This is a genomic window from Methylobacterium sp. WL69, assembly GCF_008039485.1.
GTDB lineage: Bacteria > Pseudomonadota > Alphaproteobacteria > Rhizobiales > Beijerinckiaceae > Methylobacterium.
Window position 1 is genome coordinate 47,178 of record NZ_VRUZ01000015.1, and the last position, 18,601, is coordinate 65,778.

Here is an 18,601-nt window from a genome sequence, read left to right on the forward strand (position 1 = left end):
TCTGGGAACGCTGGTATACCGAGGATGGCGACATTCCCGGTGCGGCCCCCCCTCACAGCCATCGAGGAATTGTTCATGCGCCTGTCCCACCTCCTGATCGCGTCGGCCCTGCTCGCCACCCCGGCCCTGGCGCAGTCGTCCTCGGGCAATGTCGGCCAGCCCGAGCGCGGCGTGCCGCAGGCCGGCAACACGGCGGGCGGCCCCATCGACAAGCCCTCGACCCGCGATATGGCCCCGGCCCGGACCGAATCGATGCCGGCCGGCGAGAACGGGATGTCGCCGGGCGCCGGCGCCGTCGATTCGGCCAAGGGCGGCAACGCCGAGGAGAACGACCGCGCGGTGCCGAACACCGGCGGTACCGCGGGCGGCCCGGCCCGGTAGTTTTTTTCCGTCCTCAAACCGATCAATCGATGCGGCGAAGGCCGGTCCCACGGGGCCGGCCTTTTTCGTGTGCATCAGGCCCCGGGATACCCGGTCATACCAACTCCGGTTGATCGATTCGGATTGAGCAGCCGCGACGGGCCCCCTCTCCTGTTTGGGAGAGGGTTGGGGTGAGGGTCGTGGACTGTCCGGAGAATCCACACACCTCACCCTGTCCCTCTCCTTCCAGGAGAGGGGACCCGCGCCTGGGGAGGAGGGGACCCGCATGGCACCGCGTCACCGAACGGATCAGGCGGAAACCGTATCAGGCATTCCGCCTCCTGCCGACCGGAGCAGCCGATCCACACGGACAGGATGCAGGAGTTGCGTCCGTCCGGAGTCTCCATGTTGCATCGAACGACGAACGCCATAGGGCTTCCGCTCAATCAGTTCGGTCTCTTGTGCGAATCGCCGGAGGACGAAGCAAATCGCGGGTCCCCTCTCCTGGAAGGCAGGGCGATCGCATACGACCGCCGGTGTCATTCCGGGGCGCCGCAGGCGAACCCGGACCCGGAGGGCCGCGCCGGAGGCGTGCAATCCAGAGCCGCCGACAGCGCAAAACCTTGCAAAACCGGTGTTTCTGGGTCCCGGGTTCCGCTGCGCGGCCCCGGGATGACGAAGCGTTGCGGGCGTTCCCAACGCCCCAAACGCCATCTGTGATCGCCCTGCCTTCCAGGAGAGGGAGCCGGTCGCGACCGTTCCAGCCGAAGCGATCGACCGGTCTCGGACTCCATCGGTCGGAGATCGCCTTCTCGACGGGGTTGTGGTCGGGGTGCTTCGCCAGGGCGTCCGCCATGATCTGCAACCGGTCGAGGGAGAAGCCGAACGCGCGAAAGAATACGGATTTCGGACCACCGACCTTGCAGGATGAATCGCGGAGCGTGCGGATGATCTTCGCCCGCGCGACCATGCGCGGCGGGACCGTCGCGCTCACGCGTCGGCCGGTGCACGCGACAGGCTCGGTGCCGGAACCGTCACCACGGCCGGGAACGGAGCGACGAACTCGACCATATAGGCTTCCCCGTCCGCCCAGACGGCGACGATGGCACCCTCCGCGCCGACGGGAAGGGTCCGCCCATCGTCCAAGTCGACGGGAGCGGACAGCGTCACCATGCTGAATTCCGGCATGGGCGTCCGGGCAACGTCGGAGGCGCCACTCTTACGGAGCGTGGATCGCGTGGACGGACCTGGGTGGGGAAGTGGGGGCATCTTGCACCTCGGTTCGCCATCGAACATAGGCGCCCGCCCGGTGCCTGTCAGCCACCCGCCGCAATCCCGATTTCGCATGACATTTTGCCGACGCAGTTTTTCTGGGAACTGATTGCGCACAATTGAATTGCCCAATCACACCGGACGGAAGACGATCGTTCTTCCAGCCGGGGCAAACGCTCCGCGCCACCCGGACACATCCCAAGACATCCCGCCCAAGACATCCCACCCAAGACATCCCGAAAGACCCCCATGCGTTCCGTCACCCTCGCCGTCGCCGCCCTGGCCCTGTCCGTCACCGGCGCCCTGGCCCAGTCCCCGTCCGGCAATGTCGGCCAGCCCGAGCGGGCCTTCCCGCAGGCCGGCAACACCACCCGCGGCCCCCTCGACAATCCGTCGGTCACCGGCGCCTACCGCAACGCCGATACCGGCCTCCTCGACCTCGACGCGACCGGCAGCGTCGGACCCCGTCCCCTGCCGTCGAACAGCGAGGCGATCATCGTGGACTCGGCCAAGGGCGGCAACGCCGAGCAGATCAACCGCACGGTGCCGAATCTCGGCGCCACCTCGGGCGGTCCGGAGTTCTGAAATCACCTGCGAGACTTGAATCGAACAGCGGCGAGGCCCTCGGGTCTCGCCGTTTTGCATGGCGGCGGCGGTTCCGCCCTGGCGTTCGGGCGCCGGCCGCGCCACAGTCCCGGCATGCACGACGCAGACCGCGTGGACATCACGCCCGAGATCCTGCTCAAGGCCTACGCGGCGGGCATCTTCCCCATGGCGGAGGATGCCGACGATCCGGCGATCTACTGGGTCGAGCCGAAGGCGCGCGGAATCCTGCCCCTCGACGGCTTCCATGTCGCCAAGCGCCTCGCCCGCACCGTGCGGGCGGACGGGTTCGCGGTCCGGGTCGATCACGACTTCGACGCGGTGATCGCGGGCTGCGCCGCCCCGCGCCGGGACGCCGAGAAGACCTGGATCAACGCCCGCATCCGCGACCTCTACGGCGCCCTGTTCGACGCCGGCCACGCCCACACGGTGGAGGTCTACGCCGAGGACCGCCTCGTCGGCGGCCTCTACGGCGTGTCCCTCGGCGCGGCCTTCTTCGGCGAGAGCATGTTCCACACCGTGCGCGACGCCTCGAAGGTGGCCCTGGTCCACCTCGTCGCCCGCCTGCGGGCCGGCGGCTACCGCCTCGCCGACACCCAGTTCGTCACCGACCATCTCCAGCAATTCGGCGCCGAGGAGGTGCCGCGCCACGTCTACAAGCGCCGTCTCGCCGACGCGATCGGCCACACGGCCGATTGGAACGTGTGGCCGCGCGGCGTGATCGTCGATGGCAGCACGGCACTGGCGGCGCTGGCGGCGCCCTGAGGAAAACGTTTTCAGGGTCACGTAGGACGCGCGCCGGTCCCGTTGCTCCGTCGTGGCGACCGGATTCAGACATCGCGCAGGCAGCGCGGGTCCCCTCTCCTTTCAGGAGAGGGGGCACCGGTGCGCCCTACGCCGACGCGGCAGGCCTTCCGAAAGCCTTCGCCGAACCGATCTGTGAATCCAGTCGCCGTGAGGGCAAGCAAGCTTACGACCGCTGCAGATGGCGACTCCGTTCGGCCCGCCCGTCACCCTACCGGAACAGCGCGTCGAACAGGTTCTGCGGCGGGGGCGGCGGGGCCGGGGCCGGGCCCTCGTTGGTCGGGAAGAATTTTCGCGAGGGCTTCTGCTTGGGCTGGACCGGCACGCCGCGCGGGGCCTCGACGTCGACCTGGCCGTTGGGGTTGACCTGCTGGGCCGTGCGGGTCGCGTCCTGCCCGCCGCGCTGGCGCCGGGGCTTGTCGGACTTGGAGGCCAGGACCGGCACGTCCTCCTGCTCCTTCGCCTCCGCGATCACGTCGGAGCCGCCCTTACAGTCGACGAGCCAGACGTCGTAGATCGGATGCTCGATGGCGTGCAGGCCGGGGCTCGCGGCGAACATCCAGCCGGTGAAGATGCGGCGGTACTTACTGTCGAGGGTGACCTCGTCGACCTCGAGGAAGCCCGTGGTCTTCGGGCTCTCCGTGGGCGGGCGGCTGTAGCACACGCGCGGGGTGAGCTGGAGGGCGCCGAACTGCACGGTCTCGTCGACGGCGACCTCGAACGACACGATGCGGCCGGTGATCTTGTCGAGGCCGGAGAACACCGCCGTGGGGTTCTTGATCTTGTCCGCCTGGGCCGGGAGCGCGGCGAAGGCCAGGGCCAGGGCCGCGAAGAGGCCGGATCGCGAAACGCGTGCGGTGCTGCGGCTCACGGCTCGCTCCCTTGTGACGGCGCGCCACGAGGCGATGACGACGCGACCAGCGGTTAAGCGTCTAACATTGGTGGAAAAAGGGCCGTGCCCGGCGATTCCGTCGCCCGGATTCAGTCGCCGGGGGTCCACGGCGCGTAGTCGCCCGTGGCGGCGGGGCGCTGGCCGGTGCTGAGCTGCGAGCCCTTGGGGCGGTAGGCGCCGAGCGTCCCCGTCAGGTTCTCGACATGGGGCTTCTGCCAGGCGCGCGGGGTGTAGGCTTCCTCGCTCGGCGGCACGTCGGCGTTGTGGCACAGCCACGAGCGCCAGCCGGGCGGCACCTTCGAGGCGTCGGCGTAGCCGTTGTAGACGACCCAGCGCCGCTCCGGCCCCACCGACCGGTCGATGAGGGGCCCGAGGGCCCGGTAATAGGTGTTGCCGCCGTCATCGGTGCCGACGCGCTGGCCCTTCCGCGCGGTGTAGAGGGCGAGCGACAGGGTCTGCCCGTTCCACCAGGTGAAGATCCGCAGGAGCGTGTCCTTGAGAGCCATCGCGTTCGCCTGAAAGGGGCGGTGTCGGCCGCCGGTCCGTCATGTGCGCGGGACTATGGTGAGGCGCCGTCCTCAAGTCCAGTCGGCGTGCCCGCCTGCGCCCGGATTGTCACACCCCGGCCGCGTTAACCATGGCGCACGCCGGGCCCCATCGACCCCAACCTGTGGGCTCCGAAAATTTTCGCGGCGATTCCGCGAGCGCCAAAGAGCACTTATCCGAAAGCCTCGGATATCCACAGGATTTAGGGTGCCGACACAACATCTAGTCAGGAACATAGCCGACGCACACAAGTTGTTGACGTGAGGGCCCTCGACGCGCTAGCTTTCGGATGTCGCCGAAGCGATCCGGTCCCTCGGCGGTTCATCGATTTTGTCTGGTTTCGACAGCGCGGCGCGGGCGTTCGCGGTCGCTTGTCCGCACCAGTCCAGCATCACAGCGCCGGCGCCATCGCGCCATGGGCGGGAGACAGGTTTCATGCGGTTCGAGCGTCGCCTCACCACGGCCGGGCAATCCCCCTACGCCACCATCCCCTTCCGCAAGACCCTGAGCGAGATCCGCAATCCGGACGGCTCGGTGGTGTTCCGCCTGGAGGGCATCGAGGTCCCCGAGAGCTGGAGCCAGGTCGCCAGCGACGTGCTGGCCCAGAAGTATTTCCGCAAGGCCGGCGTCCCCGCCCGCCTGAGGAAGGTCGAGGAGAACGACGTCCCGTCGTTCCTGTGGCGCTCCGTCGCCGACGAGGCGGCTTTGGCCGAGGTGCCGGAGGCCGAGCGCTACGTCTCCGAGATCTCCTCGACGCAGGTGTTCGACCGGCTCGCCGGCTGCTGGACCTACTGGGGCTGGAAGGGCGGCTACTTCACCTCGGAGGAAGACGCCTCCGCGTTCCTCGACGAGCTGCGCTTCATGCTCGCCCGCCAGATGGTGGCGCCGAACTCGCCGCAATGGTTCAACACCGGCCTGCACTGGGCCTACGGCATCGATGGCCCGGCCCAGGGCCACTACTACGTCGATTACCGCTCCGGCGAGCTGACGAAGTCGGCCTCGTCCTACGAGCACCCGCAGCCGCATGCCTGCTTCATCCAGGGCGTGCAGGACGACCTCGTCAACGAGGGCGGCATCATGGACCTGTGGGTGCGCGAGGCCCGCCTGTTCAAGTACGGCTCCGGCACCGGCTCCAACTTCTCCATGCTGCGCGGCGAGAACGAGAAACTCGGCGGCGGCGGCAAGTCGTCGGGCCTGATGAGCTTCCTCAAGATCGGCGACCGGGCCGCCGGCGCCATCAAGTCCGGCGGCACCACGCGCCGCGCCGCCAAGATGGTCATCGTCGACATCGATCACCCCGACATCGAGACCTACATCGACTGGAAGGTGAAAGAGGAGCAGAAGGTCGCCGCCCTGGTGACCGGCTCCAAGATCGTCTCCAAGCACCTCCAGGCGGTGATGAAGGCCTGCACCCAGTGCGAGGCCGAAGGCGACGCCTGCTTCGATCCTGAGCGCAACCCGGCCCTGAAGAAGGCCGTGAAGGCCGCCCGCAAGGACATGGTGCCGGATTCCTACACCAAGCGGGTGATCCAGTTCGCCAAGCAGGGCTTCACCAAGATCGAGTTCCCCGTCTACGACACCGACTGGGATTCGGAGGCCTACCTCACGGTGGCGGGCCAGAACTCCAACAATTCCGTCTCCCTCACCGACGATTTTTTGCGCGCGGTGGAGAACGACTCGGCGTGGGAATTGAAGGCCCGCACCACGGGAAAAACCACGAAGACGCTGCCGGCGCGTGAGCTGTGGGACAAGATCGGCGAGGCGGCCTGGGCGTCGGCCGATCCGGGCCTGCACTTCAACACCACCATGAACGACTGGCACACCTGCCCGGCGGGCGGGCGCATCCGCGCCTCGAACCCGTGCTCGGAGTACATGTTCCTCGACGACACCGCCTGCAACCTGGCATCCGCCAACCTGCTGACCATGTACGACCGGGCCACCAACCACTTCGACGTCGCCGCCTTCGAGCACCTCAACCGCCTGTGGACGGTGGTCCTCGAGATCTCGGTGATGATGGCGCAGTTCCCGTCGAAGGAGATCGCCGAACTCTCGTTCCGCTACCGGACCCTCGGCCTCGGCTACGCCAACATCGGCGGCCTCCTGATGAGCATGGGCCTGCCCTACGACTCGGATCAGGGCCGGGCGCTGGCCGGATCGCTCACCGCGATCATGACCGGCGTGTCCTACGCCACCTCGGCCGAGATGGCCGGCGAACTCGGGGCCTTCCCGGCCTACGAGGAGAACGCCGACGCCATGCTCAAGGTGATCCGCAACCATCGTCGCGCCGCCTACGGCGAGGCCGAGGGCTACGAGTTCCTGTCGATCGCCCCGGTGCCGCTGGACCTCGCCAACATCCCGCAGGCCGATCTCGCCGACCGCGCCCGCCACGCCTGGGACCGCGCCCTGCAGCTCGGCGAGGAGCACGGTTTTCGCAATGCCCAGGCGACCGTCATCGCGCCCACCGGCACCATCGGCCTCGTCATGGATTGCGACACCACCGGCATCGAGCCCGACTTTGCCCTCGTGAAGTTCAAGAAGCTCGCCGGCGGCGGCTACTTCAAGATCATCAACCGCGCCGTGCCGGACGCCCTGCGGACGCTCGGCTACCGCGAATCCGAGATCGCCGAGATCGAGGCCTACGCCGTCGGCCACGGCTCCATGGGCCAGTCCCCGGCCATCAACGCCGGGAGCCTGCGCGCCAAGGGGTTCACCGACGACAAGATCGCCGCCATCGAGGCCGGCCTGAAGCAAGCCTTCGACATCAAGTTCGTGTTCAACCGCTGGACCCTGGGCGACGCCTTCCTCACGGACGTCCTCAAGGTGCCCGCCGACAAGCTGTCCGACCCGGCCTTCGAGATCCTGCCGTTCCTCGGCTATTCGAAGAAGGACATCGAGGCCGCCAACACCCACATCTGCGGCGCCATGACCCTCGAGGGCGCCCCGTTCCTCAAGGTCGAGCACTACGCCGTGTTCGACTGCGCCAACCCGTGCGGCCGCATCGGCAAGCGCTACCTCTCGGTGGAGAGCCACATCCGCATGATGGCGGCGGCCCAGCCGTTCATCTCGGGCGCCATCTCCAAGACCATCAACATGCCCAACGACGCCACCGTCGAGGATTGCAAGAACGCCTACAAGCTGTCCTGGACCCTGGCCCTGAAGGCCAATGCCCTCTACCGCGACGGCTCCAAGCTGTCCCAGCCCCTGAACTCGGCCCTCATCGCCGACGAGGAGGAGGACGCCGAGGAGGCGATCGAGGCGCTCACCGCCCAGCCGGCCACGGCGAAGGCGGCCCAGCTCGCCGAAAAGATCGTCGAGCGGGTGATCGAGCGCGTCGAGCGCATCCGGTCGCGCGAAAAGCTGCCGGACCGGCGCAAGGGCTACACCCAGAAGGCCGTGGTCGGCGGCCACAAGGTGTATCTGCGCACCGGCGAGTACCATGACGGCCGCATCGGCGAGATCTTCATCGACATGCACAAGGAGGGCGCCGCTTTCCGCAGCCTGATGAACAACTTCGCCATCGCGATCTCCATCGGCCTCCAGTACGGCGTGCCCATGGAGGAATACGTCGACGCCTTCACCTTCACCCGGTTCGAGCCGGCGGGCTTCGTCCAGGGCAACGACGCCATCAAGAACGCCACCTCGATCCTCGACTACGTGTTTCGCGAGTTGGCGATCTCGTACCTGGGACGGATGGACCTCGCCCATGTCGACCCGTCCGAGATCGGCAACACGGTGATGGGCAAGGGCGAAGGCGAGGGCGCGCGCGGCGACAAGCAGCCCGACCCCGTCGCCGCCAACGTGGTCTCCCGCGGTCTTCTCCGCGGCTCGGCCGACCGTCTCACCCTGATCCAGGGCGGCCCGGCCGGCGGCACGGTGGGGGTGGGCGCGCCGAGCGCCGGCGTCTCGGCCCCGGCCGGCGGCGTGGTCCATGCCCTGCGTGGCGCCACGGCCCTGAAGGCGGAGCCGGTCCCGGCCGGGATCGCCGAGACCCTGGTGGAAGCACTGCCCTTCGCCAAACCCGAGCGCACGGTCTCCGACCGCCGCGCCGAGGCGAAGATGAAGGGCTATGTCGGCGAGGCCTGCCCCGAATGCGCGAACTTCACGCTGGTCCGCAACGGAACCTGCCTGAAGTGCGACACCTGCGGTTCGACCACCGGCTGCTCGTGATCGAAGCGCGGTGACGTGTAGCCCATAAACGCGTCGTTTAGCCCATAACTCAGCGCGATGTCGCCCATAAGCTCGTTGCGCTGGTCAGTAGAAAATCGTCAGCAATACCAAAACGATGGCCCTTTCAGGGTCATCGTTTTTTGCTGTTTAGCCCATAAGAGTGTGACGATCTAAATGTGTCGCCCATAACAGCGCTGCGCGACAGCCACCCGCAAGAATGACAATCGTAGTGCCGGGTCACAAATTGTGACTTTCAGAGTCCTTTGAAGAGAACCAGTGTACCGGACAGGACGCCATAGACAGTGAGCCAAATCCCGCGACCAATTGGCGATCCTGTCTTTCCGCTTTTTCGCGAGACGCGTGCGAAAACGCGCCTGAAGCTCTACCGCGCTTGCCCCCCTTTGGAAGGCTCTCGGCCCATTCAAGCGCAAGAGGCACTAAAACTTATGGCAGAGCGTTCACTAAACGTGCCCCGTTTGGTAGGGTCATCCATCAGTACGCTACCCGCCTGGGAGTGCAATCTTTGACACTTAGTTCGCCCCAGATGGAAAGGGCTTTTCTGAGTCAGCAGAATAAGTTCAGAGGCTTAATCGCAAGATTTAAGTCACGAAAATTTGTGAAAGACCGCGAATTGTCGCCAGCGCGACAATTTAGAAGCGGGTATAGAGAGCTGCTACTTCTAGCTAAGAGCGAATTGGTTCCCAGCCAGTTTAGTGAATATCTAGAATGGGTAAAAGAGCAAACTACAAGCCAATTGTCTGAGCTTGCCTCAGAGCCAATCGGTTATGACGAATTAAGCGGATTAATAACGGCCACTCCAACCTCTCTCGAAATTGAATTAGAGTGGATTACCGCTCGAATTAGAGTTGAACACGATAAAATAAAAGCTTTTCGTCTGATCGTCGGAGAGGTTGAAACTCTTTAGCTTCGGAAAAGATTTGAATCTGCCTACGACTTTGATTGAAGCCATCGAGCGGGCCTTTGGCGCAAACCTATGGGGCATTCAGCTGCGGATCGCACTAGAACAACTCGCAGGAGGACTAGAAAGGCAGAAGCGATATACTGCGAAAGTTCGGTCGATCTACAAGCGAGGTTTTCTAAATTTTGTTGCCTATCATACAAGCGTTCGAAACGAAGGTAAAAGCACCCATTCAAAATTCATCGAGGATGTTAAGGCGCGAATTGACCGGCATCAATACTATGATGATCCAATAAAATCATATCTCCGTCAAAGGCTTGCCAATGAATGGCCATCTACAGAGTCTGGGTGGGCGGACATACTTCGGATTGAGCAGAGCCACGGCCTAATTGATATATACGAAACATTTGTCAGCGCCGTACAGGAGCTTGTTCGGCGAGAAGATATGATCGTCGCCAGACAAGTCGCTCTAAAGTGCTTGCGTCGTATACCACCCGGGCTCGATTTTCGTTTGGATAAAGCAATGATGCTACTTGATAAAAATCAAGTGAGCTCAGAATTTCCGGCCCGAAATACCGATATATCTGATTTATTGTTGAGCGGACAATCACAAAAGGCTGCATTTTTAGGAAGAATTCAGTGCCGCGCAAAACCCATTGACGCATGGAATCTTATATATACAGGATTCGCATTCGCAGATAGAAATCAAACGCATATAAAAGAGTTCAATTTACCGGTCGAAATCCCTCGTATGATCGGGGGCATTCAATCTGATGGCTCATCAGCTGAAAATGCAATCGCTCAGTTAAACAAACTAGCGACGAACTTACGCGGGTTGCCATTTACTGCGGCGATCGCTGATCTTATTCCCCATTTGCGGCGTCAGCATCCTGATGACCAGTGGCAACCATGGCTGATTGGCCTGAATTGCCCAACATTAGGAATTGAGGATTTCCACCATCTGGATAGCAGTTCAACGCCGCCGAAATTAGACGGTGGGCCTACAAATGAAGTATGGGCGAATTTTCACAGCAAAGACGTCTATCAAAACACAGCGAATTTACTTGCAGGTAAAATGCTTGCGGCCTCTAGGCTGATATCGAATCGTTCCTTCGATGAAGCCCTCAAAATACTGAGACCATTACGGAATCAGTTGGTGCCCAAGCCGCTAAAATCCATACTTATAAATCTTATCCTGCATGCTGAATTCGGACGAGGTTCAAACCAGGATGTAATCGAGCTAATTGCTGATGAGTGCAGCCATAGCCAAAACAATCGCATTTTGCTTCCTATTCTTCCTTCACTTAGCGGCTTCGCTTGGGCCGACTACAAGGCAGTCAGGTCGCCACTGGCACCATCGATAGCTCTAAAGCTTCTTTGGTCGTTCAATGATAGCGAACTGACGATGTCCCAACTCCGGTTCGCGGTTGGGATGGGTATGCGCGCTTGCGGTGTCGATCGACCATCCCAGTTGCGTGACGAGCCGTCCAGAACACCAAAGCGTCAGTTGATCTATTTCCTTCATGATGCATGCATACCTCAGGTTCTCGACGTCTCCCGTGTACTGAAGAGCTCGAGAGAGGTTTTAGAGGAACGTCAGGCGATTTTCGCTGTTCTACGTGAAATCGATCCTTGTAATTCAAGCGAACACGCCGATGAAATGATGTCGATATCCAACCAACTCGCTATCGCAGACGGGCAATGGATCGTAGACCGAACCCGCATTCACGTTGATACGGAAGCGCTAGAACGTTGGGCCAATAAGGAGCTTTCAGAAGATTTTGAGCGATATCAAGATCTTTTGTCAGTCGAGGTGGGTGGATCCCAAAGTTTTGATGAGGTTCTAAAAGAGCTCACAGACCCCGTTGCCGGACAGAGACAAGCTACTATACCTGATAATGAAGCGGATGCTGTTCTTCTGAGCATACTTCGCCGACTTGGTGAGGAGTTTCTGGGAAATCCTACATTTGGTTTGGATTTTTATCTGAGCAAAAGGATAAGACATCAATCATTTATTGGCCGCATTCGTGGCCCGCTTGAATTCTCAAATCTCATTACGACGCGAGAGTCTGAAACTGGGGCTTACCATCGCAATGATATATGGGTGAACAAATTTACAACGTGTTCTACCGATGCACAGGACGCTATAAATAGGTCGCTCGTCAGCTGTGCATCAACATTCGATGAAACATTGAAAGAGGCTAAAGATAGAAGACTGCACGTCCGTTCGACTGAACAGCCCGATGGCCTGTTGGTACTTGGTATCACAACGTCAATTTTACGTTTGGCAAGATCGGTAGTCAGTGCACGAGACAAATTTTCAGATTTTTACGGTATAGCTATCGCGATACTTTGGGCATCTTTGGAGCCGTCACTTGCGGAAACACGTAGATATATCACTTACGAATTAAAGAACAAAATAATCGATAGCTTCGATCATCTCCGAGCATCCGTGAGAGAAGTTGCCGAGAATGACCCTGCCTTTCTTGAATTTGATGCAGAGTTTGGAAATCGTTCTACGGAAGTCCAACGAGCCTTAGACGAAGCTGCGAGTTGGTTCACTCATACAGATATTGAGGCGCTCCGACGAACCTTCACGCTAGAGCAGGCGGTTAGTATCGCCACGGAAAATGCACGGAAAAGCCAACGCGCATTTGATCCCGTAATTGAACAGGAGGTCAGGGGAAAGTTACAAGTTTCCGCGACCTCACTTGTGTTTATCCACGATGCTCTGTTTATTGCGCTCGACAATGCACGTGCTCATTCAGGATTGAAAAATCCAAAAATTAAAATTGATGTCACTCCTAACGAGAATGCTGAAACGTTGACTCTGGAAATCAGAAGTAATTACAAAATCCAGAATCGCATATCGAAGGAAAAGGATCTAAAAGAAGTTCGTCAGACTATCGAAGCGGGGCATGTTAGTCGTCGTACTAAACGTGAAGGAGGTAGCGGCTTTTTAAAGCTGAATGCTGTAGTTAAACAATCACCAAGGGGGTTGCTCGAGTTTGGATTTACTGACGACGGAGATTTTCGTCTTGCAGTAACATACTCTATCGTCATGCATCCTCGCACGGAGGTTGCATCAAATGCCTAAATTGCAGATATTGCTGGTAGAAGACGAGGATCCAAAAAGAACACACATAGAACGATTTCTTTCACAATGGTCTAGTGAAATTGAGCTCCAACTTGCAAAGTCTGTAAATTCAGCTTTGGACTCAATAGATGATTCCAGGCCAGACCTTCTTCTTTTAGACATGTCACTGCCAACATTTGATATCGGTGATGGTGAAAGTGGCGGCCGCCCTCAAGGTTTTGGAGGCATCGAAGTTCTCCGTCAAATCACCATGGCCGACATCGTGTGCCCAACGGTAGTCATAACAGGCTATGAAGCCTTTCTGCGGGAAGCTGGAAAACCGGTTGAATTGTCTCAACTGCGCGAGGAACTCCAAGCAGAATTCCCAGATCTATTCCGTGGTATACTTCATTATAATTCGACAATCGATGGTTGGAAAATAGACCTTCTTCGCACACTCGAAGAACTGGGCGTGGTCTCTCGGAGACAATCATGAAGTTGCTTATAGTTGATGATCAGGCCCGTCGATATGGGCGGTTGGTTGAGGCACTACTCCGATTTGGTATGCAGCGCAGTGACATTGATATAGTAGGAAGTGCCCAGCAGGCGCGAGAAAAGTTAGAAAATGTGCCGTATGATCTTCTGATATTGGACCTTTTATTGCCTCTCTGGCCTGAGGACGAGGCTGATACGCGCCACTCACTCGCTCTGTTGTTTGAGATCCAAGAAACAGATCATCTGCATAGACCTAGTAGAATTATTGGCATCACTGCCGATATAGAAGTGGCAAAAAATGCTGGTCCGGAATTTGAAAAACACACATGGACATTAATTAAATATTCGCATGACAATGACGAATGGATGAATAGAATAGGCAACAGTGTTGAATACATGCTCCGGAATGCTAAGGTTCCTGTAGCTGATTACGGGGTTGATCTAGTTGTTATATGTGCTTTATCTTCTCCAGAACTTGAGCAAGTGTTGAAGCTTTCCTGGAATTGGTCTGATTCACCAAGATGGCTCGATGATACAACCTTTGTTCGTGATGGACATTTTGTATTGGAGGGTGAAAGAAGAATAACCGTAGCTGCTACATCTGCACCGCGGATGGGTATGGTTACAACGGCCATTATCTCTGCGAAACTTATTTCTTTGCTAAGACCTAGATTGATTGTAATGTGTGGTATCTGCGCGGGCGTTCGACATAAGGTAAAATTAGGTGATGTCCTTCTTGTAGATCCCGCTTGGGATTTTCAGAGTGGGAAACGAGTGAAGGACGAAGAGAACTCATCTTTTTCAGTGGCACCACATCAGTTGCCGGTTGCCGCAATCGTTAGGACTTGCGTTCAACAATTGCAGACTGACCGATCGTCACTGGCCGCTATGACGGCTTCCTTTGGCAATGATGCTCCAGGCATTAGTCAAATAGTCGTTGGACCAGTAGCATCTGGTTCAGCTGTACTAGCGGACGGCGAGGTAATTCAAGAAATTAAAGGTCAACACCGTGAACTCGTTGGAGTAGAGATGGAAGCGTACGGTCTGTATGCGGCTGCAGAGGCGGCCTCAAGTCCGAAGCCGAAGGCCTTTGCTTTGAAGGCAGTATGCGATTTCGCAGATCCTGACAAACAGGACGGAACTCAGAAATATGCATCTTTTGCTAGCGCCAATGTATTACGCATACTCATGGAGAAATTTGGATCAAGATTGTTAAATTAGGCTGTCTCGTGAAATGTGAGACTTATTTGTGATTGTATTCGAGTTGAAAATCAAGATGACCATTTACGCAGCGGCTGTCGGCAATTCGCCGAGCTGGGTCGTGTAGCGTGGTGTTCGCATCTCAAACTTTGTGTTCCATTCGCGCTTTGCCAAGAGGCCGGCACGCGCCGGAACCACGGCCCCATGACCGAAGCGGGTGTTGCAGGCGTCGATCGCCGCCATGAGCGGCCCGGAGCGCTCGCGATCAAGCTGGCCGATCAACGCCCGCGGGCTGTCGTCCAAGGGCATCAGATCCGTGGTGATGACGCCAGCCTTGGAATAGCGCCACGGCCGCTTGCCGGGCGCACGCCAGGTCTTGGCGACGCCCAGGCAGGCGGCCTTGATCAGAGTCAGGCTGTCGTTCGTCGCCTCCGGCAGGGTGACGACCGTCGAGACCGAGCGCATCGGCTCGCCCACGTCGTGCTCGCTCGTATGGTAGAACACCGTCACCTGATCGGTGCCAAGCCCGTCTCGACGCAGCTTCTCTCCGAGGCGCGCCGCATGGGCCGATACCGCCTCTTCCAGAATCTCACGTTCCGTGATCCGGTTCGAAAACGACCGGGTGACGGCACACCCCTGGCGACGCGCTGGGACGAGCTCCAGCGGCAGGCAGGAGACGCCACGCAGTTCGTGGACCAGGCGCTCACCGACGACGCTCAGCGCCTTGCGTACGGGCCGTGGATCGCGATCGCGCAGGTCCGCCACCGTCCTGACGCCCAGGCCCTCGAGCTTCGCCAACGAGGCCCGGCCAATGCCCCAGAGGTTCGCGACCGGGGTACGACCGAGCCAGTGATCGTATTGGCCCGGGTCCGTCAGATCGCAGACGCCGGCGAGCTCCGGGTGGCTCTTGGCCAGATGGTTCGCCAGCTTCGCCAGGGTCTTCGTCGCACCCAGGCCGACGCAGGTGGGGATCCCGGTCCAGGCGCGGACGGTCGCGCGCAGGTCCTGCGCCATCGCTAGACGATCCACGGCGCGCACGTCGGAGAGGTCCAAAAAGCTCTCGTCGATCGAGTAGATCTATATGTCCCGGGCAAACGTCCGGTAGACGGCGTTGGTGCGCGAACTCATATCGCCGTAGAGCGTGTAATTCGACGAAAAGACGCGCACGCCGTCCCGGCGGCACTGCTCGCGGATTTTGAAGAAGGGGTCGCCCATCTTGATCCCGAGCGCCTTGGCCTCGCTTGTCCGGGCAATCGCGCAGCCATCGTTATTCGACAGCACGATCACGGGCTTAGCCCGCAATTTCGGGTCGAAAACTCGCTCACAGGAGCAGTAAAAGCTGTTGCCGTCGATCAGGGCGATGACGCGGCTCATCGCACGAGGCCGGCGCGGGCGACGTGCCAGCGGATCGTGAACCGGACCACGCCCCAGATCTCGACGTTCGCGACATCGTCGACGGCAAACAGCGGCAAGTCCGGATTGTCGAACGCGAGGCGGGCGACGCCGTCCTCGACGAGATAGCGCTTGATCGACATCTGCCCGTCGATGTCAGCGACGACGACACTGCGATGATGCGGCTGCAGGCTCCGGTCGACGCACGCGAGATCACGATCGAAGATGCCGGCCGCACGCATGCTGTGGCCAGCGATATTCCAGAGAAACGTCGCCGGCGGATTGGGCGCGAGCCAACGCGGAAGCTCGAGCGCGCCTTCCAGGAAATCGTCAGCGGGCGACGGAAATCCCGCGCACAGGCAGTGGCCCATGATCGGGATGCGCACCTCCCGGCTGCCTGGCAGCCTGTCTTCGACCTGTACGACAGCCACCGCGGCCCCTGTCCCGATTCAGAACAAATCCAGAACAGAAAGCCTGACAGGCCGGTTCCCGGCAAGGGCTGACCACGGAGGGGGCCATGCGTATCGTCGGCCTGTGGATAACTCGCCTTCGGCCAAGCGGCTGAACTCAAGGCGATCCAGTGAGCGTCGTATCCGGGATCCCTGCCACTCGGGGAATAGAACGCCACACATGTTCAACGAAGATCTTCGTCTCCGAACAAATCGCCTCATCGCAGGCACAGCCGGCGTTAATGACCTCGACCGGATCTACATTGGATTGCGCAGCCGCGCTTATGGCCGTCAAGCGTTCCGCGAGGTTGGCGATTTCGTTGCCCATCGCGATCAGCGCCAGAAGGGTATGCTCACCGAAGTCGGTCGCGCCATATTTACGAGTGCCGACGTCTGGAGCATGAAAATGCGCAAGCTCACGCCGACGCATGAAGATCATGTTCGCGCAGCGTGGGCCAACCTGACGCTCGCCACCGACAAACAAATCAAGGACAACTGCCGCTGCCGCCGCGATGTCGCCCGGAAACGCTTAGAGCGTGCCCTGCCGCTGTTCCTCGTCGACAAGCTCAGCGACAATGACGAAGACACGCGCGCTTTAAACTATTTTGGCGGCACCTTCATTTGGCGTCCAGCATTCAATTCTGATACGCTGCTCGATGAATTTAGCTTCGTTTTGCAAAGGAACGGCCTCATAGACGCCTCCGGCCGGACAGCGCTGAAAGCAGCGAAGACGTTCATCGCCTTGCACGCAATCAGCGTGATGCACGGATCGACAATCGATCTTGGAAACGGCAAAACAGCAGAGCTCTACGCTGGCTATGCCAACGAGCACCGGCACTTAGAAATTAAGATTCACCTGATATTCCAAGAAATGAAGAAACCCCTCACGATGCCAATCTGCTTGTACCTGACAAACTTGGTGGGAGATGCCCATTGTGAGCCAGCGCTACAAATTCCTGAGAAAGAACTCGGTCTTTCGACTTGGACGATGCCGATCGAAGTGACCGCAGCTGGCCGTCTGGACCGTCTTCAGTAGGGCGATCCGCCCCGTGGCGCGGCCAACTCTGAACGTCGCTTTTGACCCTTTTGTCAGCGCCCACGGAAAGGCTCAGCGATCGCCCTTCCGAGCCAGTTCTTCGCGCAGGACGTTGAGAAACGACGCGCCGGCCCCGAATACGACCCAGAGCGGAACGCCCACGGCGGTCCCAAGTGCAGCGATACCAGCACTCTGACCACCAAAAAACATGGCCCCGATCGCGGCTCCGCCAAGGCCCAGCCGTGCCGTCGTGCTGCGCTGATCCCAGGCTAACCGCTTTACCTCGCGGCCGATCAGTTTCACGGCCGGCCAGATGATCTGGCTGCGGGCTGTCAATGCCAAAGCCTGCCGCGCTTTCTGAAGAGGCGGAGCGCTGCTCGCCCGGACATCCAGCAATCCTTGCGCCCAGATCATGAGCGCTCCTCGTTCCTCCGGGGACGCCGCATCAGCAATCACCACTGCCACCTGGCGGTGCGTCGAGGGATTATCTGTCAACGGCGTATCTCCGAAAACGGAGCGGTAACACGCCTACCAAGCCAGTACGGAAATCTTTGAGCTCCGCCGGCGTCAACCCCTACGGAAGCGACTCCGCTGGCCAACCGCAGGTTCGTATCGTGCCTCACCTGCGGCCCTGTGGATAACGTGGATTTCTCGCTGGCTGGAACGACCTTTCGATCGCCCTGTCAGGAACCGAATCCTTGAATCAGCGACTCGGCTTAGAGCAGATCGAATGGCAAATTTAGGTAAACGCAGAGGTGTATACCTACGTAGTTCGCCGCACTTGTTCCTGTTTCGTTCTCGATTCAGCGTTAGGAAACAAGACCCGTATCGCCCTCGCATTCCTAGGGGCAATTGCGGTCTTGGCTGATTCGAGGAGGCCCGTGTGGACCCGTTCGAAGCCGAATTGCACGCGATCGCTCTGGGTGGTTCGCAGGACTACCTCGTCCTGCGCAAGCTCGCACCGCGGACGCCCTACAAGCGCCGCGTGGCTGATCCGTTGAAGACGGGCCTGCTGATCGACATCCAGACGACCGGCCCATTCCCGGACGGTGAGATTTTTGAGATCGGTCTGGTGCGCTTCGCCTACACCCCGGCCGGCGTTATCCTTGGACCGACGGATGGTCAGCTTGGGCTACGCCAGCCGGACAAACCGCTGACGCCGCAGATGATGCGATGGACCGGCGTCACCAACGACGATCTCGCCGGCTGCACCATCAACGGGGCGATGATCGCGCGGATGGCGCGCGACGTCGACCTCGTGATTGTCCGACGTCAGCACCTGTGGGACAGAATGAGGGTCTTCACGAACGGAGGATGGCTGGTTCATCGTAGCCCCTGAGGAGCGAAGATGAAGCAGACATCCGGACCGGCCAAGAAGCCGGCAGAAGCG

15 protein-coding genes and 1 pseudogene are annotated in these 18,601 nt (G+C 60.0%); 10 read left to right on the plus strand and 6 right to left on the minus strand.

The genetic code is table 11. The features are described 5' to 3' along the window. Positions 1–39 precede the first annotated feature (39 nt). Entirely contained in the window at positions 40–381 is a 342-nt protein-coding gene (locus FV218_RS07015) for a hypothetical protein (protein WP_187272988.1), read from the plus strand. Positions 382–1,350: 969 nt separating this feature from the next. Here the strand turns inward: FV218_RS07015 and FV218_RS07020 are convergent. Continuing rightward, positions 1,351–1,548 (minus strand): DUF4926 domain-containing protein, encoded by a 198-nt coding sequence (locus FV218_RS07020; protein ID WP_147709200.1) that lies wholly within the window; start codon positions 1,546–1,548, stop codon positions 1,351–1,353. A gap of 333 nt (positions 1,549–1,881) precedes the next feature. On the opposite strand from FV218_RS07020, the gene FV218_RS07025 reads away from it, so the two are divergent. Both FV218_RS07025 and aat read left to right on the plus strand, forming a co-directional pair. Next, a complete protein-coding gene (locus tag FV218_RS07025; protein ID WP_056092996.1) occupies positions 1,882–2,217 on the plus strand; it encodes a hypothetical protein in 336 nt (111 codons plus the stop codon). Between the two features lie 114 nt (positions 2,218–2,331). Further along, on the plus strand, positions 2,332–3,000 hold the full coding sequence (aat, locus tag FV218_RS07030) for a leucyl/phenylalanyl-tRNA--protein transferase (protein WP_147709202.1): 669 nt from the start codon (positions 2,332–2,334) through the stop codon (positions 2,998–3,000). A gap of 250 nt (positions 3,001–3,250) precedes the next feature. On the opposite strand, the gene FV218_RS07035 is transcribed toward aat, so the two are convergent. Beyond that, the gene (locus FV218_RS07035) at positions 3,251–3,862 is read right to left on the minus strand and encodes a DUF2155 domain-containing protein (RefSeq protein ID WP_244475031.1); all 612 of its coding nucleotides are present in this window, start codon (positions 3,860–3,862) and stop codon (positions 3,251–3,253) included. Positions 3,863–4,020: 158 nt separating this feature from the next. After that, positions 4,021–4,437, minus strand: coding sequence for an NADH:ubiquinone oxidoreductase subunit NDUFA12 (locus tag FV218_RS07040; protein ID WP_147709203.1), 417 nt, complete (start codon positions 4,435–4,437; stop codon positions 4,021–4,023). A gap of 475 nt (positions 4,438–4,912) precedes the next feature. Here FV218_RS07040 and FV218_RS07045 point away from each other — a divergent pair, with 475 nt between their 5' ends. The 5 genes from FV218_RS07045 (at position 4,913) to FV218_RS07065 (ending at position 14,355) form a co-directional block, all read left to right on the plus strand. Then, positions 4,913–8,644, plus strand: coding sequence for a vitamin B12-dependent ribonucleotide reductase (locus FV218_RS07045; protein ID WP_147709204.1), 3,732 nt, complete (start codon positions 4,913–4,915; stop codon positions 8,642–8,644). Between the two features lie 616 nt (positions 8,645–9,260). After that, the gene (locus tag FV218_RS07050) at positions 9,261–9,569 is read left to right on the plus strand and encodes a hypothetical protein (RefSeq protein WP_147709205.1); all 309 of its coding nucleotides are present in this window, start codon (positions 9,261–9,263) and stop codon (positions 9,567–9,569) included. Then, the gene (locus FV218_RS07055) at positions 9,556–12,660 is read left to right on the plus strand and encodes a hypothetical protein (protein WP_147709206.1); all 3,105 of its coding nucleotides are present in this window, start codon (positions 9,556–9,558) and stop codon (positions 12,658–12,660) included. The genes FV218_RS07050 and FV218_RS07055 overlap by 14 nt, the downstream gene beginning before the upstream one ends. Next, positions 12,653–13,135: a response regulator gene (locus tag FV218_RS07060; RefSeq protein ID WP_147709207.1), complete on the plus strand. Its 483-nt coding sequence runs from the start codon at positions 12,653–12,655 to the stop codon at positions 13,133–13,135. Before FV218_RS07055 ends, FV218_RS07060 begins: the two co-directional genes overlap by 8 nt. Before the next feature lie 68 nt (positions 13,136–13,203). Continuing rightward, positions 13,204–14,355 carry a hypothetical protein gene (locus tag FV218_RS07065; protein ID WP_187272989.1) on the plus strand — a complete coding sequence of 384 codons (1,152 nt, stop codon included), beginning with the start codon at positions 13,204–13,206 and terminating at the stop codon, positions 14,353–14,355. A 63-nt stretch (positions 14,356–14,418) separates the two neighbouring features. Here the strand turns inward: FV218_RS07065 and FV218_RS07070 are convergent. Continuing rightward, positions 14,419–15,708 (minus strand): annotated as a pseudogene (locus FV218_RS07070) (Y-family DNA polymerase). After that, on the minus strand, positions 15,705–16,157 hold the full coding sequence (locus tag FV218_RS07075; protein ID WP_147709209.1) for a S24 family peptidase: 453 nt from the start codon (positions 16,155–16,157) through the stop codon (positions 15,705–15,707). The pseudogene FV218_RS07070 and the gene FV218_RS07075 overlap by 4 nt, the downstream one beginning before the upstream one ends. Before the next feature lie 199 nt (positions 16,158–16,356). Between FV218_RS07075 and FV218_RS07080 the strand changes: the two genes are divergently transcribed. Beyond that, entirely contained in the window at positions 16,357–17,211 is an 855-nt protein-coding gene (locus FV218_RS07080) for a hypothetical protein (RefSeq protein ID WP_147709210.1), read from the plus strand. 72 nt (positions 17,212–17,283) lie between these two features. On the opposite strand, the gene FV218_RS07085 is transcribed toward FV218_RS07080, so the two are convergent. Then, complete coding sequence (locus FV218_RS07085; protein ID WP_147709211.1) at positions 17,284–17,706, minus strand: hypothetical protein; 423 nt, start codon at positions 17,704–17,706, stop codon at positions 17,284–17,286. 388 nt (positions 17,707–18,094) lie between these two features. Here FV218_RS07085 and FV218_RS07090 point away from each other — a divergent pair, with 388 nt between their 5' ends. Continuing rightward, on the plus strand, positions 18,095–18,550 hold the full coding sequence (locus FV218_RS07090; RefSeq protein WP_147709212.1) for a hypothetical protein: 456 nt from the start codon (positions 18,095–18,097) through the stop codon (positions 18,548–18,550). Positions 18,551–18,601: the final 51 nt, after the last annotated feature.